Origin of the sequence: Corynebacterium sp. CNJ-954 (genome assembly GCF_001942345.1) — a bacterium.
Taxonomy (GTDB): domain Bacteria; phylum Actinomycetota; class Actinomycetes; order Mycobacteriales; family Mycobacteriaceae; genus Corynebacterium.
The window spans coordinates 67,008-87,682 of the sequence record NZ_MKKI01000044.1 but is presented as its reverse complement, the minus strand read 5'-3'; the positions used below and the strand labels follow the sequence as shown (position 1 = coordinate 87,682).

Here is a 20,675-nt window from a genome sequence, read left to right as displayed (position 1 = left end):
AGAGCGCCCGATGAGCGACACCCGCCGCCTCGACGTCAGACGATGGGACTCCGGCGACGATCTTGCCCAGGGCGTCGCCCGGCAGATCGTCGAGCTGCTGGCCGAGGTCCAGCGCGACGGTGGAGTCAGCGACGACGGCTACGCCCGGATCGTGCTCACCGGTGGTGGCGCCGGTGGAGCGGTACTCCGGGAACTCGCCGCTCTGGACCACGCGGCGCGCGTCGCCGCGGACTCTTTCCCCGTCACCGCCGTCGACTGGACGAAAGTGCACGTCTTCTTCGGTGATGAACGTTTCGTCCCCCTCGGCACGACCGGCGCCACCGCCCGCAACGACGAGCTGGCCGACGCCGAGCTGCTCAGCCACGTGGACATTCCCGAGACCAACGTCCACCGCGTGACCGTGCCCGGTGACGACGAGCCCGCCGACGGGTCCCGTCTCGATGCCGCCGCCGTCGACTACGCCGAGGCCGTGGCGGCGTTCGCCCCTGACGGTTTCGACCTGCATCTGCTGGGTATGGGACCGGAGGGGCACGTCAACTCCCTCTTCCCGCATACCGCTGAGCTCTCCCCGGAGCCCGGGACGCTGGTGGTCGCCGTGCGTGACTGCCCCAAGCCCCCGGCGGAGCGGGTGTCGCTGACCCGCGAGGCGATACACACGGCGACGGAGGTCTGGCTGCTGGTCACCGGTGATGCCAAGCGTGAGGCCGCCGGTGAGGTTGTCAGCGGTGCGGATCCTGCCCAGTGGCCCGCCGCCGGGGTGTCCGGCGCCCGCCGCACCGTCCTGCACGTCGACGCGGCGGCAGATCCCCGCTGAGACGGTCTGACATGACGGAAGGCCGCTCCCCTTTTCCCGGGGAGCGGCCTTCGTCGCGTACAGGTCGGTCGGGTCAGCCCACGTTGTAGTGGACGACCAGGTTCAGCCCGACGATGGCGGCGATCCAGACCACGGCGGTGGTGACCGTCAGCCGGTCGAGGTTCTTCTCCACGACCGTGGACCCGGAGAGACTGGACTGCATACCGCCACCGAAGAGGCTGGACAGACCGCCGCCCTTCCCCTTGTGGAGAAGAACGGACAGCCCCAGGATGAGGCTGGTGACCACCAGAACGATCTGGAGGGTGAATACCATGCGAACTGCCTTACGTCGGTCGGGGCCATGCGATAACCACACCATCATAGCCCAACTCAGGTGTACGGGACACCTGCGACACTACCCGGAGTTCCGCAGCCCGGTCGCCAGGCCGTTCATCGTCAACCGGATACCGTCGAGGACGTCCTCGCTGCGGTCACCTGCACGGTAACGGCGCAGCAGCTCCAGCTGCAGCAGATTGAGCGGGAGCAGGTACGGGAAGCGGTTACGCACCGACAGTGCCAGCGCCGGGTTGTCGGCGAGCAGGCTGTCCTGGCCGGTGATCTCCAGGCACATCTGCAGCGTCAGGTGGAACTCGTCGACGATGGTGTCGTAGATGCGCTCGGCGTCGTCGGCGTCCGGCACCAGCCGGGAGTACAGCTTCGCCACCGACAGATCGGCCTTGGCCATCACCTGCGCCATATTCGACAGCACCGAGCGGAAGAAGGGCCAGGTGCGGTGAAGCTCCCGCAGGTACTCCAACCGGTCCCCGGAGCCGTCACCATTCCCACCATCCCCGCCGTGCTCTCCGTCCCCTCCGGCGGCGATCCAGTCCCGTAGGGCCGAGCCCACCCCGAACCAACCCGGCAGCATGATGCGTGACTGCGACCAGGACAGCACCCACGGGATGGCACGGAGGTCGGCGATGCTGCTGGTCTGCTTGCGTGAACTGGGCCGCGAGCCGATGTTGAGGTTGCCGATCTCCGCCAGCGGCGTCGAGGTGGTGAAGTAGTCGATGAACCCCTCGTCCTCGTGCATCAGTGAGGAGTAGGCGGACCGTGAGAGTTCGGCGATCTCCCGCATGGCCGTGTAGGCGCTGTCGGGGTCGTCGATGCGGTCGACGGGCAGCAGGCTGGCCTCCAGGGTCGCCGACACCAGTGCCTCGAGGTTGCGACGGGCGACGGACGGCACACCGTACTTGGCGGAGATGATCTCCCCCTGCTCGGTGATCCGCACGCTGCCCTGCACCGCGCCTTCCGGCTGGGCGAGGATCGCCTCGTGGCTAGGGCCGCCGCCACGTCCGACCGTGCCGCCGCGCCCGTGGAACAACCGGAGTCCGACCCCGGCCTCGCGGGCGGCGTCGACGAGGGACAGTTCGGCGTCGTAGAGGCCCCAGTTCGCCGCGAAATACCCGCCGTCCTTGTTGGAGTCGGAGTAGCCCAGCATGATCTCCTGGATCCCTCCGCGCTGGGTCACGTAGTCACGGTAGAACCGGTGTCCCCACAGTTCCTCCATGACCGCGGCACCGTGGGCGAGGTCGTCGATGGTCTCGAAGAGGGGGATCACGTCGACCCCGCCGGTGACCACCCCGTCGGTGACGTCGATGAGACCGACCTCCTTGAGCAGGATCATCGGCTCGAGGATGTCGGAGACGCTGGACGCCATGGAGATGATGCAGTGCGGGACGGCCTCGGGGCCGAGCCGGTCGACGGCGTCCGCGGCGGCGCGGAAGATCCCGAGTTCGCGGTCTGTCGCCTCGCTCCAGCGCGCCCGCGGGTCGGTGAGCGGGCGCGGTGAATGCAGCTCCCGGGTGAGAAGGTCGACGCGTTCCCTCTCGTCGAGGGTGCCGTAGTCGGCGTCGTGGCCGGTGACGCCGGCGCGGGTGAACATCTCGGTGAGGATGCTCTCGAAGCTCTCCGAGTTCTGCCGCAGGTCGAGGCTGCTGAGGTGGAAGCCGAAGGAGCGGGCGGCCGCGATGACGGTCGCCAGCCGGTGGTCGGCGATCAGATCGTCGGCGCTGGCACGCAGGGACGCGTCCACGGTGTGCAGGTCGGCGAGGAAGTCGGCGGCGTTCGCGTAGGGCTCATGGGGGCCCAGGGTGTCGGTCTCCGGATGGACGATGTCGCTGAGCCGGGCGGTGGCTGTCGCGGCGATGCGGCCACGGATCCCGTGGACGGCACGCCGGTAGGGTTCGTCGACGCGCGAGGGTACGTCGTTGTGCCCCTGCTCGGCGAGTTCGTCGAGCTCCGGGGTGACGCTGGTGAGCCGACTGGAGAGACTGAGTTCGTGTTCGAGGTCGTGGAGCTGTCCGAGATACCAGTCGAAGACGGTCTGCGCGGCCCGCGAGGTGGCGTAGTCGACGGTGTCACCGGTGACGAAGGGGTTGCCGTCGTGGTCACCGCCGATCCAGCTGCCGGGACGCACCACCGGGGTCGAGGGGACGTCGGCACCGTAGCGTTCACGCAGTTCGGTGGTGACGCGACGGTTGATCTGCGGGATCTCCTGCAGCAGGCTGATGGTGAAGTACCGCAGCCCGACGTTGATCTCGTCCTCGATGCGGGGGCGTACCGACCGGATCAGCGCGGTCTGCCACAGGATCGTGACCCGACGCCGGATGTTGCGGTCGATACCGGCGAGACGTTCATCGCTGCGTGCGGTCCGTCCGGCGTTGAGGATGCGTCCACGGTTGCGCATCAGGCGTGTGATGTCCCACTGCACGTCGAAGACGGTGCGGCGACGGGTCTCGGTGGGGTGGGCGGTGAGCACCGGGGCGACGTAGGCGGACTCCATCACCGCGGAGACCTCGGCGGCGGTCACCCCGCCGTCGTCGAGGGACTGCCAGGCGGCCTGCAGTGTGGCCCGGTGCGGGGCCTCGCCTTCGTCGGCGAGACGCTCCCGCAGGCGTTCCTCGTGGAGGTCCTCGGCGAGGTTGGCCAGCAGCGCGAAGTGGGAGAACGCCCGGATGAGCGGGAGGGACCGGTCCGCCGGAAGATCCTGGAGCCGGTCGGCGAGGTCGGAGAGGTTGCCCTCGCCGTGGCGGACGCCGAACGCGGCCTTACGTGTCTCCTCGACGAGGGCGAGTACGTCCTCCCCCTCCTGCTCACGGATGACGTCGCCGAGGATGGCGCCGAGATAGCGCAGGTCCTGCCGCAGCCCGGGGACGATCTCCGGCTCGTCCCGGGACGGCGGGACAACAGGGATCGCGGTGCCGGGGACCGTCGTGTCAGAATCATCGAAGGGGGAAGTCATTCCCCCATTGTGCCTCTAGCTGCCGGCCTTCGCAGCGGCAGCGCACAGGCGTGCGAAATCCTCGCCGTCGAGGCTGGCGCCTCCGACGAGCCCGCCGTCCACGTCGGGCTGGCCGACGATCTCGGCGACGGAGTCGGTCTTCACCGATCCGCCGTAGAGGATGCGCATACCGTCGGCGGTCGCCTGGTCGGCCAGCTCGGCGACGAGCCCGCGGATCGCAGCGCAGACCTCCTGGGCGTCGGCGGCGGAGGCGACCTTGCCGGTGCCGATGGCCCACACCGGCTCATAGGCGATGACGACGGTACCGAGGTCCGCGGCGGACAGGCCCTCCACCGAGGCGCGGGTCTGGTCGACGACGTAGCTGACGTGCTCACCGGATTCGCGGACCTCCAGGGGCTCACCGACGCACACGATCGGGGCGAGACCGGAGCCGAGGGCGGCCTTGGCCTTCGCGGCGACGGTGGCGTCGTCCTCGCCGTGGTACTGACGTCGCTCGGAGTGGCCGACCACGGCCCAGCTGCAGCCGAGCTTGGCGAGCATGGCGGCGGAGACCTCGCCGGTGTAGGCGCCGGACTCGTGCACCGACACGTCCTGGGCCCCGTAGGTCAGCGGGATCTTCTCGCCGTCGACGACGGTCTGCACGCTGCGGATGTCCGTGAACGGTGGGATCACGGCGACGTCGACGTGCTCGTAGTAGTCCTTGGGCAGGGCGAAGGCGAACTTCTGGACCACCTGGATGGCCTCCAGGTGGTTGAGGTTCATCTTCCAGTTGCCGGCGATCAGGGGGGTGCGTGACATGGTGGGTGCTCCTCAGTTCTCGAGAACGGTGATACCGGGCAGTTCCTTGCCCTCGAGGAACTCGAGGGAGGCGCCGCCACCGGTGGAGATGTGGCTGAAGCCGTCCTCGTCGAGACCGAGGGTGCGCACGGCGGCGGCGGAGTCGCCACCACCGACGACGGAGAAGGCCCCCGCACCGGTCGCGGAGATGATGGCTTCGGCCACTCCCCTGGTGCCGTCGGCGAAGGCGGGGAACTCGAAGACGCCCATCGGGCCGTTCCAGAAGACGGTCCTGGCCGCACCGAGGGTCCCGGCGAAGGCGGCGACGGAGTCCGGTCCGATGTCGAGGCCCATCTGGCTGTCGGGGATGGCGTCGGCGGCGACGGTGGTGGCGGGTGCGTCCGCCGCGAACTCGGGTGCGACGACGACGTCGGTGGGCAGGGAGATGACGTCACCGAAGCGTGACAGCAGGTCGCGGCAGGTGTCGATCATGTCCTCCTGCAGCAGCGAGGTGCCCACGGAGTGGCCCTGCGCGGCGAGGAAGGTGAAGCACATGCCGCCCCCGATGATCAGGGTGTCGACCTTGGGCGCGAGCGCCTCGATGACCCCGAGCTTGTCGGAGACCTTCGAACCGCCGAGCACCACGGCGTAGGGCTGTGCCGGGTTCTCGGAGACCTTCCTCAGCACCTCGAGCTCGGACTGGACCAGACCACCGGCGTAGTGCGGCAGCAGCGCCGCGACATCGTAGACCGAGGCCTGCCGACGGTGCACCACACCGAAACCGTCGGAGACGAATGCGCCGTTGTCACCGGTCAGCGCGGCGAGTTCACTGGCGAAAGCCTGGCGCTCGGCCTCGTCCTTGGAGGTCTCGCGGGCATCGAAACGTACGTTCTCCAGCAGCAGGATGTCGCCGTCGTTGAGGCCGTTGGCACGCTCGTGGGCGTCTTCACCGGTGACGTCCTGGGCCAGGGGCACCCACTGGTCGAGACGCTCGGCCAGTGCCTCGGCGACCGGCGCCAGGGAGAACTCGGGGTTGGCCTCACCCTTCGGACGGCCGAGGTGGGCGGTGACGATGACGCGGGCCCCGGCGTCGATCAGGCGGCGCAACGTCGGGACGGAGGCGTCGATGCGGCCGGGGTCGGTGATGTCGCCGTCCTTGAGGGGGACGTTCAGGTCGGCGCGGACGAGGACGTGTCGTCCCTCGACGCCGTCGGCGATGAGGTCGTCGATGGTCTTCACGGTCATGGGTCAGTCTCCTGGGGTAAGTGGTTGACGGGCAGGACGGGAGGGCAGGACGTGCGGACAGGGTGACGGCGGGTCGGCATGTGCCGACCCGCCGTGGGACCGGTGGAACCGGCCGGTACTGCTACCAGACTACTGGACGACCTAGAGCCGCTCACCGACATAGGCGGCGAGATCGACCAGGCGGCGGGAGTAGCCCCACTCGTTGTCGTACCAGGAGACGACCTTGACCTGGTTGCCGATGACCTTGGTCAGCCCGGAGTCGAAGATCGACGAGTGGGAGTCGCCCACGATGTCGGTGGACACCAGCGGCTCATCGTCGGAGTACGCCAGCACGCCCTTGAGCTCACCCTCGGCGTGCTTCTTGATCGCGGCGTTGACCTGCTCGACGGTGACCTCGGAGGACGCCTCGAAGGTCAGGTCGGTGACCGAGCCGGTGGGCACCGGCACGCGCAGGGCGTAGCCGTCGAGCTTGCCCTTGAGCTGCGGGAGCACCAGGGACACGGCCTTGGCCGCACCGGTGGAGGTCGGCACGATGTTCAGGGCCGCGGCACGGGCACGACGCAGGTCCTTGTGGGGCGCGTCGTGCAGACGCTGGTCGCCGGTGTAGGCGTGGATGGTGGTCATCAGACCCTTGACGATGCCGAACTCCTCGTCGAGCACCTTCGCCATCGGCGCCAGGCAGTTGGTGGTGCACGAGGCGTTGGAGATGATGGTGTGCTTCGCCGGGTCGTAGTCGGTGTGGTTCACACCGACGACGAAGGTCGCGTCCTCGTTCTTCGCCGGTGCGGAGATGATGACCTTCTTCGCGCCGGCGTCGATGTGCGCCTTGGCGGCGGTCGCGTCGGTGAAGAAGCCGGTCGACTCGATGACGATGTCGACGTCCAACTGGCCCCACGTGAGGTTCTGGGGGTCGCGCTCGGCGGTGACCACGATGCGCTTGCCGTCCACGGTGATGGACTCGTCGTCGTAGCTGACCTCGGCATCCAGACGACCCAGGATGGAGTCGTACTTCAGCAGGTTGGCCAGGGTCTTGTTGTCGGTGAGGTCGTTGAAGGCGACGACCTCGAGGTCAGCGCCGCTTTCGCGGAGAGCGCGGAAGAAGTTGCGGCCGATCCTGCCGAACCCGTTGATTCCTACCCGTACCGTCACGATGAAGCTCCTGTTCTCGATGAGTGGTGAGTTGCCGCTGTCCAGACTACCGCGGAATCGGGCAGGGTGCCGGGGACCTATTCCCCGTCGGAGTCGTCCGAGGTGATCCGCTTATCGCTGTCATCGGCCCTGGCGTCAGCGTCATCAGGGGCGTCAGCGTCATCACTATCGTCGAGGTCGAAGATGTCGTCGGTCACGGCGGCGTGTGTGTCGGGGATGCCGAGCTCCGCGGCACGCTGGTCGGCCATGGTGAGCAGGCGGCGGATCCGGCCGGCCACGGCGTCCTTGGTCATCTGCGGGTCAGCGAGCTGGCCGAGCTCCTCCAGGGACGCCTGACGGTGCTGGACCCGCAGCGTCCCCGCCTGCACCAGATGGTCGGGCACGTCGTCGCCGAGGATGGTCAGCGCCCGGTCCACCCGGGCTGCGGCGACGACCGCCGCGCGGGCGGATCGGCGCAGGTTGGCGTCGTCGAAGTTGGCCAGGCGGTTGGCGGTGGCCCGCACCTCGCGACGCATGCGCTGCTCCTCCCAGTCCAGGCGGGTGCGCTGGGCACCCATCCGGGTGAGCAGGTCGCCGATGGTCTCCCCGTCCCGGATGAGCACGCGGATGACCCCGCGGGTCTCCTTCGTCTTCGCGGTGACGCCGATCCGGCGTGCCGCCCCCACCAGGGCGAGCGCGGCCTCGTTGCCGGGGGTGGTGACCTCCAGCGAGGACGAGCGACCCGGCTCGGTCAACGACCCCCGGGCCAGGAACGCGCCCCGCCACGCGGCGGTGCACTGGTCGGCGGTCCCGCCGATGATGTACGGGGGCAGCCCGCGTACCGGACGTCCCGCCCGGTCGATCAGACCGGTGCGGCGGGCCAGTTCGGTGCCTCCGTGGGCCCAGCGCAGGACGTAGCGTGAGGAGTTGCGCAGGTTCCCTCCCCCGACGACCTGCAGTTCGGCGGTGAGGTCGAAGAGCTCCTCGACGAAGCGGGAGACCCGTCGTGCGGTGGCGCCGCTGTCGACCTCCGCCTCCACGACGATCTGCCCGGCCACCAGGTGCAGCCCCGCGCAGTAGCGCAGCAGGCCGGAGACCTCGGCAGTCATGACTTCCGGCCGGGTCTCGGTGACCCTTGCCAGCTCATCCTTCACCTCAGACGTCAGTGCCACTGTGGCTGTCGCCCCTTTCCTCCGGGTGCCCCGGCTCGTCGTGTGTACCGGGTGATCCTACCGTGGCGGTGGTGGGACGTTCCCAGTCGGCGAGCTCACGCAGCACACCGGCGAGCTTCTCCGAGGAGTGCCGGTCGGTCCACCGGCCGCGGTCGTCGTCCTCACGCACGTCGCGGTAGAGCACCGTGGCGCCCAGCCGTGCGGCGGCGCGTTCCATGTGGCGGCGTTCGTTGCCGGGCAGCAGGACGGAGGTGTCGACGACGACGACGTCGACGGTGAGGGTGGGACAGTGCTGCAGCAGCATGTGGATGTGCCGTTCCATGGAGAACCCGCTGGTCTCCCCCGGTTCAGCGACGAGATTCATGATCACCGCACGGGTGGCGGTGGTTTCGGCGAGGGCTTCGACGATGCCGGGCATCAGCAGGTGCGGGATCACCGAGGAGAACCAGGAGCCGGGTCCGAGGGTGACCAGGTCGGCGTCGAGGATCGCCTGGACGGCCTCGGGTGAGGCCTCGGGGTTCTGCGGGATCAGCCGGACCCGGCGGACCTGCCCCAGCGTGGAGGCGACGGCGACCTGGCCGCGTACTGAGTTGACCTCCCGTGGGTCGTCGCCGATGCCCTGGACCTCGGCCTCCAGATCGAGCGGTTCCGGGGACATGGGAAGGACGCGCCCGCGGATGCCGAGCAGGTCACTGAGTTCGTCGAGGGCCTCGATACTGGAGCCCAGGACCTCGGAGAGCCCGGTGAGCACCAGGTTCCCCACCGCGTGGCCGGCCAGTGCGCCGTGGCCGGAGAAGCGGTGCTGGAGGGTACGCTCCCACAGGTGGCCGCGGGGGGTGTCGCGGACCAGCGCGGCCAGGGCCATGCGCAGGTCACCCGGGGGCAGGGAGCCGAGTTCGCGGCGCATCCGGCCTGAGGAGCCGCCGTCGTCGGCGACGGTGACGACGGCGGTGACGTAGTCGGCGGCCGCGCGTGCCGAGCGCAGCGTGGCGAACAGGCCGTGGCCACCGCCCAGTGCGGTGATCCGGCCGAGGGGGATGTCGGTGGATCCGGTGGATCCGGTGGATGCTGTGGTTGTCTCGCTCATGCGGTGGCTCCCGTCCCGGCACTGGTCCGTCCGGGGCGCCCGGGTTCGAGGTCACGGTGGATGGTGCGGACGTCCAGGTCCGGATTCGCCGTGAGGCGTGCGGCGATGGCCTCGGCCACCGCCGGGCTGCGGTGCTGGCCCCCGGTGCAGCCGATGGCCAGGGTGATGAACCGCTTGCCTTCGCGGCGGTAGCCGGGCAGGGCGGTGTTCACCAGGCGTTCGATGACGTCGAGGTACTCCACCGCCTCGGGTCGGGACAGGACGAATTCGGCGACGGGGGTGTCGAGTCCGCTGTAGTCCCGCAGGTCCTCCTCCCAGTGCGGGTTCGGCAGGAAGCGGGCGTCCAGCATGATGTCGACGTCGCGCGGGGCGCCGTTCTTGAAGCCGAAGGACTGCACCGTGATGTGCTCGCGCCGGTCGGACAGGGCCTCGAAGTACCCTTCGAGGTTACGACGCAGGTCGTGCACGCTTGTTCCGGAGGTGTCGACGACCAGGTCGGCACGCTGGCGGATGCCCTCCATCATCTCGCGTTCCCGGTCGATGCCGGCCTGCAGCGTCTCGTCGCCCTGCAGCGGGTGGGTGCGGCGGACGCGCCCGTAGCGGCGGATGAGGGTCCTGTCGTCGGCGTCGAGGTAGAGCACCACGGGGCGCCGGCCGGAGTCGTGCAGGCTGGTGAGCACCTCGGTCAGTGAGCCGACGAAGTCGCGGGAGCGCACGTCGGTGACCACGGCCAGGCGTTCCACCGGGGAGTCGGACTCGAAGCTGAGCTCGACCATGCGCATGATCAGTTCCGGCGGGAGGTTGTCGGCGACGTACCAGCCCAGCTCCTCCAGGACGGTGGCGGCCTCCTTACGGCCGGCCCCCGACATCCCGGTGATGAGGACCAGCGACGCCTCCTGCTGGTCAGGTCGCGTTCCCGTGTCTCGGGTGGCATCGTTCATGCCACGATTCTAGACCGAACCCTCCGGCTCCGTCAGGGCGTCGATGACGGCCTCGGCCAGTGCCGGTCCGAAGCCCGGTACCTGGGATATCCCCTCCACCCCGGCGTCGCGGACCTTGGCCACCGAGCCGAAGGTCTTCACCAGCTCGGCACGACGCTTCGGGCCCAGCCCCTTGACCTCGTCGAGGGCTGACCGGGTCATCCTCTTGCCGCGGCTGGCGCGGTGGAAGGTGATGGCGAAACGGTGGGCCTCATCGCGCAACTGCTGGATGAGGTAGAGCGCCTGTGAGTTGCGGGGCAGGATCACCGGGTACTCGTCACCGGGCACCCACAGTTCCTCGAGACGCTTGGCCACCCCGACCAGGGTGACGTCGGTGACCCCGAGTTCGTCGAGGACCTCCTGTGCCGCGTTGACCTGTGGTTTTCCGCCGTCGACCACGAAAAGCTGCGGCGGGTAGGCGAACTTCCTCGATCCGGCCTCGGCCTGTTCCACGGTGACCTCGCCGTCGAGCAGGTCGCCGCCGTCGTCACCTTCGGGCACGGCGGTGCGGTCCTTGTGGTGACGTTTGAACCGGCGTCGGACGACCTCGGCGATCGAGGCGACGTCATCGGAGTGCCCGTCGCCGGCGGCCTCCCGGATGCGGTAGCGGCGGTAGTCGGACTTCCGCGGCAACCCGTCCTCGAAGACCACGAGGCTGGCGACCACGTCGGTGCCCTGGATGTGGGAGATGTCGGTGCACTCGATGCGCAGCGGGGAATCGTCCATCCACAGGGCCTCCTGCAGCTCCTGCAGGGCCGCCGAGCGGGTGGTGAGGTCACCGGCGCGGGCGATCTTGTGCTGGCGCAGTGCCTGGGTGGCGTTGGTGGTGGCGGTCTCCATGAGCGAGCGCTTGTCGCCGCGCTGCGGGACGCGCAGGGTCACCCGTGCGCCGCGCAGCACGGTGAGCCAGTCGGTGAGCCGGTCACGGTTGGTGGGCAGGACCGGCACGAGGATCTCGCGGGGCACCGGCTCCAGTGAGACGCCGTCGGGTTCGCTGACGCGGGAATTTCCGCCCACCGCGGATTCGGTGGCGTTGGCCAGTTCGGCGTTCTCGCCGTAGAACTGGGTGAGGAAGTCCTCCAGCAGGGTGGGCCAGGTGGCGTCACCGGCGCTGTCGGCACTGTCCGTACTGTCGGCCCCGCCGAGACCCTCGGTGGTGTCGGCGGTGGACGCCTTCTTCTCGACGACCCAGCCGCGCTGGCCGCGGATACGTCCCCCGCGGACGTGGAAGACCTGCACGGCGGCCTCGAGCTCGTCGCTGGCGACGGCGACCAGGTCGGCGTCGGTGTCGTCGGAGAACACCACGGACTGCTTCTCCACGGTCTTCTCCATCGCGCCGAGCTGGTCACGCAGGGACGCGGCACGTTCGAAGTCGAGGTTCTCGGCGGCATCGGACATCTCGCCCCGGACCTCACGGATCACCCTGTCGGTGTTGCCGCCGGCGAGGAAGGAACAGAACCCGTCGACCAGTTCACGGTGCTCCGACGGCGAGACCCGGCCGACGCACGGGGCCGAACAGCGGTCGATGTAGCCGAGCAGGCACGGCCGCCCCAGCTGTTCATGGCGCCGGTACACCCCGGCGGTGCAGGTGCGAACGGGGAAGACACGGGTCAGCGACTCCAGGGTGTCCCGGATCGCCCACGCCTTGGGGTACGGACCGAAGTACCGCACGCCCTTCTTACGGGGCCCGCGGTAGAGGAACGCCCGGGGGAACGTCTCCTTCACGCTCACGGCGAGCATGGGGTAGGTCTTGTCGTCCCGGTACATCACGTTGAACCGGGGGGCGAACTTCTTGATCCAGGTGTACTCGAGGTTCAGTGCCTCGATCTCGCTGCCGACGACGGTCCACTGGACGTGGTCGGCGGTGTGCACCATGGTGCGGATCCGCGGTTCGAGGTGGCCGGGGTCCTGGAAGTAGTTGGACAGCCTGCTACGCAGGTTCTTCGCCTTGCCGACGTAGATGACCCGGTCATCGGAGTCACGGAAGGTGTAGACCCCCGGGCTGGTGGGGATCGTTCCGGGGGCGGGACGGTAGGAGGCGGGGTCGGCCATGAACTTGGAGCCTACCCTCCTACTCGTCGGGCATGTAACGGTCCTCCAGGACCCGGAAGTCCTCCACCTTCGTGGCGATCGTGGACTTGTCGGCGACCTGGAAGGCCATCATGGGGACGAACTCGAAGTCCGGGAGCTCCAGCCGTGCCCAGCGGGCGTTACGGGGGAAGGACAGGCCGTGGATGATCGACCAGCGGTAGAACTGGGCACCGAAGATATTGCGCACCTCGACACCCTCCTCGTTGACGCGCACCCGGGGGCGCAACAGCATGAGGACGATCCCGGAGATGATCACACCGATGCCGATGAACGCCCACTGGTCAACGGCACTGACGGTGGCTCCGGTGTCCCCCACACCGGAGACGACCGCCATGAAGACGTGCACCGCCATGACCACCACCGCGCCGATGACCGCCCACCAGCGCAGGCTGGTCGACGTGACGGTCAGCAGCCACTCCCCCTGCTGGTTCTTCCGGCCCTGGTGTGCGCTACCGGACGCCGCAGCGGCGTCCTGTCCGGGAACGGACTCGGCGGTCTTGGACACTGATTCAGAGCTGCTCACGGCTCACCAGCCTACCCCTGCGGTTCGATGACGACGAAACTGAACGCCCCCGGTCGGCGCTTACCGTGCCGACCGGATGTCACGTAGCACGAGCAGGGAGTGCAGGGCGGCACGGGCGGCGTCGGCGCCCTTGTCCTCCACCGCACCGGCGCCCCCGGCCCGGGCGACGGCCTGTTCCTGGTTCTCCACGGTGAGCACGCCGTTACCGACCGGCTTGCCGGAGTCCAGCGACACCCGGGTCAGACCGTAGGTCACGGCGTTGCAGACGTGGTCGAAGTGGGCGGTCTCCCCGCGGATCACGCACCCGTTGGCGACGACGGCGTCGAAGTTCTTCGCGGCCTCGGCCGCGACGACGGGCAGTTCCACGGCACCGGCCACCCGCCACTGTCCGACGAAGGCACCGGTGTCGCGCAGTGCGCTGACGGCGTGGTCGTGCAACCGGTCGGTGATCTCGGCGTTCCAGGACGCGGTGATCACGGCGATGCGGTATCCGGCACCGGAGTCACGGGTGAGGGTGATGTCGGCGAGTCCGTCCGAGGGCATGATGTCTCCTTCTCAGGGTGCTTGTCTCAGAGTGCTGTCTCAGGGCGCGGCAGGGGTCAGCGAGTCGATCTGGTGGCCCATCCGGTCGCGCTTGGTACGGAGGTAGGCCTCGTTCTCCGGATTGGCGGGCAGCTCGACGGGGACCCGGCGGGTCACCGGGATGCCGTGGCGTTCCAGGTCCAGGCGTTTGCCCGGGTTGTTGGACAGCAGGGCCACCGAGGTGACGCCCAGGTCCCGGAGGATCTGGGCCGCCGCACTGTACTCACGCGAATCGACGGGCAGTCCCTGGGCTGTGTTGGCGTCGACGGTGTCGAGGCCGGTGTCCTGCAGGTTGTAGGCCTTGAGTTTGGGCACCAGCCCGATGCCGCGGCCCTCCTGGCCACGCAGGTACACCAGCACTCCCCTGCCGGCTTCGGTGATCAGGTCGAGGGAGGCGGCGAGTTGCTCACCACAGTCGCAGCGCAGCGAACCGAAGATGTCCCCGGTGAGGCATTCGGAGTGCACGCGCACCAGCACGTCCTCACCGTTGTCGGCACGCAGGTCTCCCGCGACGAGGGCGACGTGTTCGACCCCGTCAACGAGACCGTTGTAGGCCACGGCGTGGAAGTTGCCGAAACGGGTGGGCAGCCGTGCCTCCACACTGCGGGCGACGACAGGGGTGTGCACCCGGCGCCATTCGGCGAGTTGCTCGATGGAGATCAGCGACAGACCGTGTTCATCGCAGAACCGACGCAGCTCCGGCAGGCGGGCCATGCCGGTCGGGTCGTCCTCTGAGACGACCTCGCAGAGCACACCCGCCGGACGCAGACCCGCGGCGCGGGCCAGGTCCACGGACGCCTCGGTGTGGCCGCCGCGCTGGAGCACGCCACCCTTCTTGGCACGGAGCGGTACGACGTGGCCGGGGCGGTTGAAGGATTCGCGGGTGGCGTCGGGGTCGGCGAGCAGGCGCAGGGTGTGGGCACGGTCGGTGGCGCTGATGCCCGTGGTGATGCCCGCGGCGGCGTCGACCGTGACGGTGTAGGCGGTGCCACGGACATCCTCGTTGCGGGCGACCATCGGCGGCAGGCCGAGACGGTCGGCCTCCTCGTCGGGCACCGCGGCGCAGATGTAGCCCGAGGAGTGCCGGACGGTGAAGGCGACCGTTTCCGGGGTGGCCTTCTCGGCGGCAAAGATGATGTCGCCTTCGTTCTCCCGGTCCTCGTCGTCGACAACGACGACCGGTTTACCGGCGGCGATGTCGGTGATGGCGTCCTCGACGGGGTCGAGCAGGCTGGTGCGGTCGCCGGATGCCCCAGGGTTGGAGGTGTCGTTCTGATCGCTCACTGGACGTCTCCCTCTGATCCTTCTGATCGTGCTGGTCCTGCTGCCTCTGCGAGCCGTTCGAGGTACTTGGCCAGGACGTCGCACTCGATGTTGACGGTGTCGCCGGTGGCGAGGTCGCCGAGCATGGTGTCGGCCAGGGTCGTGGGGATCAGGGAGACCTCGAACCACGGGTCGGTGACGTCACCGACTTCGGCGACGGTGAGCGAGACACCGTTGACAGCGATGCTGCCCTTCTTGGCGATGTAGCGGGCGAGGCTGGTGCTGTCGGTGTTGTTGGTGCTGTCACCGTCGGCGAGTGCGAAGCGGAAGACCTCCCACTCGCTGCCCGCCGTGCGGGAGACAAGGGTGGCGGTGCCGTCGACGTGGCCCTGGACGATGTGGCCGCCGAGCCGTCCTCCGGTCGGGGTGGCGCGCTCCAGGTTGACCCGGTCACCGGGCCGGGCGGACCCGAGGGCTGTGTAGTCGAGCGTGACCTTCATGCAGTCGGCCCAGAAGCCGGTGCTGTCGAACTCTGTGACGGTGAGGCAGACCCCGTTGACCGAGATGGAGGCGCCGTGGGTGGCGTCCTGCAGGACCTGGCGGCAGGAGATGCGTATGCGCTGGGCGTCTGAGGTGCTGTCGACCTCGGCGACCGTGCCCGTCTCCTCGACGATTCCGGTGAACATAACTGTTCAGTGTAGGACAGGACGGTGGTGTGGTGTGCAGCGGGGCCGGTCAGTTTCCTTCAATACGGGCTCCTCTGGACGGTAGGCACCGACGCGTCATCACAGTCAGTACGTCTCTCCCGAGAGTCGCGACTTCCCGCAGCGTGAACTGTTGTATTCCGCTGATGGTCGTTTGCACGTCCACTCCTGCCGCCACGGCAGGTAGCCCTGCCCCCAGCAGTGCCGGGGCGGTGTACGCCTCCACCGCATCCACGAGCCCCGCGGCGATGAACGCAGCCGCCAGATGCGGGCCGCCCTCCACGAGAACATCCACTACTCCCCTGTCCGCCAACTCACGCAGAACCTCCTGCAGATCACGGGTCGGCATGTGCAGCGCCGGTCTGACTGCCGCGTCCTCGCGAAGCCCCGTCGCACCGACGACCACCCGCAAGGGCTGGTGATCGTAGAGCGATTCGTCGGGTCGTCGGGCCGTGAGGCGCGGATTGTCCGCCGCCACCGTCCCGGAACCCACCAGGATCGCATCCCGCCGCGACCGGTCCAGATGCACGCGCTCACGGGCCTGCTCTCCCGTGATCCACTGCGACGTCCCGTCCGTCGCGGCGGCGAAACCGTCCATCGTTGCCGCGTACTTCACAGTCACATACGGGCGGCCCAGGTGCTGCGCGGCCAACCACGGCTCCACGCTGAACACCGGAACCCCGGCAGGCATGTCCGTGGGATCATACAGCGGTCCGGTGACCTCGACTCCGTGGCCCCTCAAGAACTCGGCCCCACCACCCTCGACCTTTCCCGGATCAGCGAAGACGAAGATGACTCGGGCGATCCCCGCCTCCACCAGGGCACGGCTGCACGGGCCGGTACGTCCGGTGTGGTTGCACGGCTCCAACGTGACCACCGCCGTCCCACCCCGCGCCCGCTCCCCCGCGTCGGCCAAAGCATTGACCTCCGCATGGGCACCACCGGGCGGACTAGTGGCGCCGACACCGACCACCGCGCCGTCAATATTAAGTACGACCGCCCCCACCGGCGGGTTCGGCGACGTTGTCCCCCGGACCGTATGGCCGGCAGCATCGGCCCGGCGCACCGCGTCCTCGAGAACCCTGTCGAGCGGGATCATGCCCCGGCGACCGCCTGTACCGCCGCGTGCCGCAGCCCGGTGACCAACGCCTCAGGATTCTCCGCACCGAAGACACTCGAACCGGCCACGAAGACATCCACCCCGGCCTCCGCGCTGACCCCCACGGTGTCCGGCCCGATACCACCGTCGATCTCGATGAGGGTGTCCAGGCCGTCGGCGTCGATCCGGGCGCGCAGGGCACGGACCTTGTCCAGGACCTCGGGCATGAACGACTGGCCGCCGAAGCCCGGCTCGACGCTCATCACCAGGATCGTGTCGAAGGACCCCAGGTGATCCAGCAACGGCTCCACCGCCGTGCCCGGCTTGATGCTCACCCCGGCCTTGGTACCCGCCTCACGCAGCGTGGTCGCCAGAGCGACCGCGGCGTCGACGTCCTCCACGGCCTCCAGGTGGAACGTCACATTGCCGAAGGCGGCGTAATCCGGGGCCCACCGTGCCGGATCCTCGATCATCAGGTGCACGTCCAGGAAAGTGTCCGTGGAACGGCGCACCGCCTCGGCCACCGGCAGACCGAAGCTGAGGTTAGGCACGAAGTGCCCGTCCATCACGTCGATGTGCAACCAGTCCGCCCCCGGCACCAGGGCGATACTGCCCCTGATGTCCGCGAAATCAGCGGCAAGGATGGACGGGGCGATCTGAGGTTGTCTTCTCATGCCGTCCATCGTATCGCGGGTCGGTGTGGACTCGGCTCAGGACCGTCGCAGCACTGCGAAGAACATCGCGTCCGTGCCGTGGCGGTGCGGCCACAGCTGCACGAACGGGCCGTCATTGTGGGTCAGGCCGGGGAACAGTGCCGCAGCGTCCTCGATGGCCGCCCCCGTCTCCTCGGCGACGGCACGCACCACCTCCGTGGTCTCCGCCGGATGCGGGGAACACGTCGAGTACACGGTCACTCCGCCGGGTCTGGTCGCCCCCACCGCCGAGCGCAGCAGATCACGCTGCAGGGACACCAACGGTGCGACGTCGTCCGGGGACTTGCGCCACCGGGCCTCCGGACGCCGACGCAGCGCACCCAGACCGGTACACGGTGCATCCACCAGGACCCGGTCGTAGCCGTCGTCGGGAGTCTGCAACCCGTTGATGCCCGCCAGGTCGCGGCCGTCGCCGACATGGACACTCACCGGCAGGCCCCGGGTGGCCTTACGGACCAGCTCCGCCCGGTGCCCGGCCGACTCCACCGCATCCACCCGGGCGCCGTCACCCATCGCCCACGACGCCAGGAACGCCGTCTTGCCGCCCGGACCCGAACACAGGTCCAGCCACCGGCCCCGGTCGCCAGCGACCTCGGCACGCAGCATCGCCAGAGCAATGAGCTGACTGCCCTCGTCCTGCACCGACGCCAGCCCCTCCTGCACCGGCTGCAACTTGCCCGGGTCCCCCTCCGACAGGTACACCGCGTAGGGAGACCACCGGCCCTCCTCCCCACCGGTGACCAACGCCAGTTCCTCGGCGGAGATCTGCCCCGGTCGTGCCGCCAGGTGCACCACCGGACGCCGGTCGTCCGCCGACAACGCCTCCTCCAGCTCCGCGGCGGGCGCATCCGGGGCCCCGCCGAGCGCACGGTTGAACACCTCGGCGATCCACGCCGGATGCGCATGCCGCAACGCCAGGGCACCGACCGGATCCTCGACGCCGTCGGTGACCGTCTCCAACCACTGCTCCGGGGTCGACCGGGTGATCCGTCGCAGTACACCGTTGGTGAACCCGGCGGCCTTCTCCTCACCGTTGGCCTTCACCAGCTCCACGGTGGTGTTCACCGCGGCATGGTCGTCGACCCGGGTCCGCAGGATCTGGTAGGCGCCCAGACGCAGCGCATCCAGCACCGTCTCGTCGATCTTGCCCACCGGACGGCCCGCCGCCTCGGCGATCACCGCGTCCAGCAGCCCCCGGGCACGCAGCGTGCCGTAGGTCAGCTCGGTGGCGAAGGCGGCGTCGCGGCCGGTCAACCCGGCGGAAGTCAGCGCACCCGGCAACACCAGGTTGGCGTACGCGTCCTGCGCACTGACCTGGCGCAGTACGCCGAAGACAGCATCACGCACCCGGTCGCCGGAACCGGCAGCGTGACGCTTCTCGGCGTACTCCTGCCGGTGCGACTCACTGCGGCGACGGTAGCCGGAGTTGCTCTTCTGCCCGGGGCGGCCCTTCGGGGGCTCCCCCGAGGTTGACCGTGCGCGGAAACCTGCCATCAGGACTCTCCCTCTGCTGTGCTCTCGAATACCACCGTACGACCGTCCGCGAACAGGTCGGACCGGCCACGGGCCCAGTCGGCGGCGGCCATCATCTTCTTGCCCGGCGGCTGGATCCGGGTGATCTCCAGGACCCCGTCCCCCGTGCCGACGAACAGTGCCTCCTTCGTCGCGTGGAGCTGACCAGGCCGGAGACCGCTGTCCGGACCCACCGCGTCACCGCCACCGACCGGCAGCATGAGGCCCAGTTTGTAGCGCTCCCCGTCCATCACCGTCCACGGCCCCGGAGCCGGGGTGTGGGCACGCGCGGTGCGCTGGACCACCGCCGCCGGCCCGCGCCAGTCGACCCGGGCGTCGGCACTGCTGATCTTCGCCGCGTAGGTCGACTCCTCGTCCGCCTGCTCCGCGGGCACCACCGCACCGGACTCCAGACCGGTCAGGGTGTCTGCAAGCAGCACCCGACCGGCGTAGGTCAGACGGGTCAACAGGTCATCAGCGGTGTCCTCGAGCCCGATGGTCTCGGTGACCTCGCCGGTGACCGGACCCGCGTCGAGCTCCGGGACGATACGGAACGTCGTCGCCCCGGTCGTGTCGTCCCCCGCGGCAATCGCCGCCTGCACCGGAGCCGCACCACGCCACCGGGGCAACAGGGAGAAGTGCAGGTTGATCCACCCGTGGGTGAAGATCCCCAGCACATCCCCCGGCAGGATCTGACCGTAGGCCACCACGGCTACCGCCTCGACACCGCCCTCGGCGTAGCCGCGCAGGATGTCGCGGACCTGTCCGGCGTCCTCACAGTCCGGCTTCAACGAGGCGAACTTGTGCACCGGCACCCCGTGGGCGTCGGCGACCTCCGCCACCCTCGACGGATGCAGGCTCCGGCCACGGCCACGGCGGGCGTCCGGCTGGGTCAGCACGGCCACCACCTCGTGCTCCGACCCGGTGAGCAGGTACTCCAGGGTGACCGCGGCAGGTTCCGGGGTGCCGGCGAACAGGATCTTCATCGGTTGAACCACTCGCTTCCCCGGATGTCGCCCATCACCGCGCGCCGGTCGGCCGGCTCCATGCGCTGGAAGAACATCACCCCGTCCAGGTGATCGGTCTCATGCTGCACGCACCGCGCCATCAGGTAGCTGACCTCACGGTCCACCGGCTCGCCGTCTACGGTGACACCGGTGACGCGTACATGGGTGTACCTGGTCACCTGGCCACCCGTCTCCGGGACCGACAGGCAGCCCTCCCGTCCGGTCTGGACCTCCTCGCCGAGTGCCTCCCACACCGGGTTGATGATGTGGCCCCTGTCGCCGTCACAGTCGTAGACGAAGATCCGGCGGGTCACGCCGACCTGGTTGGCCGCCAGGCCGACTCCCCCGGCGGAATCCATGGTCTCCAGCATGTCGTCGATGAGGGTGGGCAGGGCATCGTCACCGGTGGGGTCGGCCACCGGGTCGGCGACCGTGCGCAGCACGGGGTCACCGAAGAGACGGATATCGAGAACGGTCATGACGTCACAGTCTACTCATGGGGTTACCGGTGCCGACGAGACGTGTGGGCGGCCCCGGCGGCAGCCCCGGAGGTGTTACCACTTCAACATGGTAATACTTTTCACGACCTGGGGTTTTGTCGCTGTGGCGGAGCCTGACGTGGTAACACTTCCCCGGAGCCGGTGACGACCCCACCCTCCAGCCCTGCTCAGGCATTACCACCGGGCGCCGGACGC

At 69.0% G+C, this 20,675-nt stretch carries 19 protein-coding genes; 1 reads left to right on the top strand and 18 read right to left on the bottom strand.

What is annotated here, in order from left to right; genetic code table 11:
- Positions 1-10: 10 nt before the first annotated feature.
- A complete protein-coding gene (pgl, locus tag BJF89_RS15525; RefSeq protein ID WP_075815985.1) occupies positions 11-814 on the top strand; it encodes a 6-phosphogluconolactonase in 804 nt (267 codons plus the stop codon).
- A gap of 73 nt (positions 815-887) precedes the next feature.
- Here the strand turns inward: pgl and secG are convergent, their stop codons facing one another.
- The 18 genes from secG to def form a co-directional block, all read right to left on the bottom strand.
- Positions 888-1,127, bottom strand: coding sequence for a preprotein translocase subunit SecG (gene secG / locus BJF89_RS15520; RefSeq protein WP_075815984.1), 240 nt, complete (start codon positions 1,125-1,127; stop codon positions 888-890).
- A gap of 81 nt (positions 1,128-1,208) precedes the next feature.
- Positions 1,209-4,013 (bottom strand): phosphoenolpyruvate carboxylase, encoded by a 2,805-nt coding sequence (ppc, locus tag BJF89_RS15515; RefSeq protein ID WP_187344729.1) that lies wholly within the window; start codon positions 4,011-4,013, stop codon positions 1,209-1,211.
- Positions 4,014-4,112: 99 nt separating this feature from the next.
- A complete protein-coding gene (tpiA, locus tag BJF89_RS15510) occupies positions 4,113-4,895 on the bottom strand; it encodes a triose-phosphate isomerase (RefSeq protein ID WP_075815982.1) in 783 nt (260 codons plus the stop codon).
- A 12-nt stretch (positions 4,896-4,907) separates the two neighbouring features.
- Positions 4,908-6,119 (bottom strand): phosphoglycerate kinase, encoded by a 1,212-nt coding sequence (gene pgk, locus BJF89_RS15505; RefSeq protein WP_075815981.1) that lies wholly within the window; start codon positions 6,117-6,119, stop codon positions 4,908-4,910.
- A gap of 141 nt (positions 6,120-6,260) precedes the next feature.
- Complete coding sequence (gene gap, locus BJF89_RS15500) at positions 6,261-7,268, bottom strand: type I glyceraldehyde-3-phosphate dehydrogenase (protein ID WP_075815980.1); 1,008 nt, start codon at positions 7,266-7,268, stop codon at positions 6,261-6,263.
- Between the two features lie 77 nt (positions 7,269-7,345).
- Positions 7,346-8,419, bottom strand: coding sequence for a DNA-binding protein WhiA (gene whiA / locus BJF89_RS15495; protein WP_083650921.1), 1,074 nt, complete (start codon positions 8,417-8,419; stop codon positions 7,346-7,348).
- The gene (gene yvcK, locus BJF89_RS15490) at positions 8,403-9,506 is read right to left on the bottom strand and encodes a uridine diphosphate-N-acetylglucosamine-binding protein YvcK (protein ID WP_083650920.1); all 1,104 of its coding nucleotides are present in this window, start codon (positions 9,504-9,506) and stop codon (positions 8,403-8,405) included. The genes whiA and yvcK overlap by 17 nt, the downstream gene beginning before the upstream one ends.
- A complete protein-coding gene (gene rapZ, locus BJF89_RS15485) occupies positions 9,503-10,447 on the bottom strand; it encodes an RNase adapter RapZ (protein WP_075815979.1) in 945 nt (314 codons plus the stop codon). The genes yvcK and rapZ overlap by 4 nt, the downstream gene beginning before the upstream one ends.
- 9 nt (positions 10,448-10,456) lie before the next feature.
- Positions 10,457-12,538, bottom strand: a complete 2,082-nt coding sequence (gene uvrC / locus BJF89_RS15480) for an excinuclease ABC subunit UvrC (protein ID WP_075815978.1) — start codon at positions 12,536-12,538, stop codon at positions 10,457-10,459.
- A 19-nt stretch (positions 12,539-12,557) separates the two neighbouring features.
- Positions 12,558-13,100 carry a PH domain-containing protein gene (locus tag BJF89_RS15475; protein ID WP_369803750.1) on the bottom strand — a complete coding sequence of 181 codons (543 nt, stop codon included), beginning with the start codon at positions 13,098-13,100 and terminating at the stop codon, positions 12,558-12,560.
- 60 nt (positions 13,101-13,160) lie between these two features.
- Positions 13,161-13,643, bottom strand: coding sequence for a 6,7-dimethyl-8-ribityllumazine synthase (gene ribH, locus BJF89_RS15470; protein ID WP_075815977.1), 483 nt, complete (start codon positions 13,641-13,643; stop codon positions 13,161-13,163).
- A gap of 39 nt (positions 13,644-13,682) precedes the next feature.
- Positions 13,683-14,966: a bifunctional 3,4-dihydroxy-2-butanone-4-phosphate synthase/GTP cyclohydrolase II gene (locus BJF89_RS15465; protein ID WP_075815976.1), complete on the bottom strand. Its 1,284-nt coding sequence runs from the start codon at positions 14,964-14,966 to the stop codon at positions 13,683-13,685.
- Positions 14,963-15,631, bottom strand: a complete 669-nt coding sequence (locus tag BJF89_RS15460) for a riboflavin synthase (RefSeq protein ID WP_075815975.1) — start codon at positions 15,629-15,631, stop codon at positions 14,963-14,965. Before BJF89_RS15460 ends, BJF89_RS15465 begins: the two co-directional genes overlap by 4 nt.
- A gap of 49 nt (positions 15,632-15,680) precedes the next feature.
- Complete coding sequence (gene ribD, locus BJF89_RS15455) at positions 15,681-16,748, bottom strand: bifunctional diaminohydroxyphosphoribosylaminopyrimidine deaminase/5-amino-6-(5-phosphoribosylamino)uracil reductase RibD (protein WP_075815974.1); 1,068 nt, start codon at positions 16,746-16,748, stop codon at positions 15,681-15,683.
- Entirely contained in the window at positions 16,745-17,422 is a 678-nt protein-coding gene (gene rpe / locus BJF89_RS15450) for a ribulose-phosphate 3-epimerase (RefSeq protein WP_075816103.1), read from the bottom strand. Before rpe ends, ribD begins: the two co-directional genes overlap by 4 nt.
- A 36-nt stretch (positions 17,423-17,458) precedes the next feature.
- Positions 17,459-18,955 carry an RsmB/NOP family class I SAM-dependent RNA methyltransferase gene (locus BJF89_RS15445; protein WP_075815973.1) on the bottom strand — a complete coding sequence of 499 codons (1,497 nt, stop codon included), beginning with the start codon at positions 18,953-18,955 and terminating at the stop codon, positions 17,459-17,461.
- On the bottom strand, positions 18,955-19,959 hold the full coding sequence (gene fmt, locus BJF89_RS15440) for a methionyl-tRNA formyltransferase (protein WP_075815972.1): 1,005 nt from the start codon (positions 19,957-19,959) through the stop codon (positions 18,955-18,957). The genes BJF89_RS15445 and fmt overlap by 1 nt, the downstream gene beginning before the upstream one ends.
- Positions 19,956-20,459, bottom strand: coding sequence for a peptide deformylase (gene def / locus BJF89_RS15435; protein ID WP_075815971.1), 504 nt, complete (start codon positions 20,457-20,459; stop codon positions 19,956-19,958). The genes fmt and def overlap by 4 nt, the downstream gene beginning before the upstream one ends.
- Between the last annotated feature and the right edge of the window lie 216 nt (positions 20,460-20,675).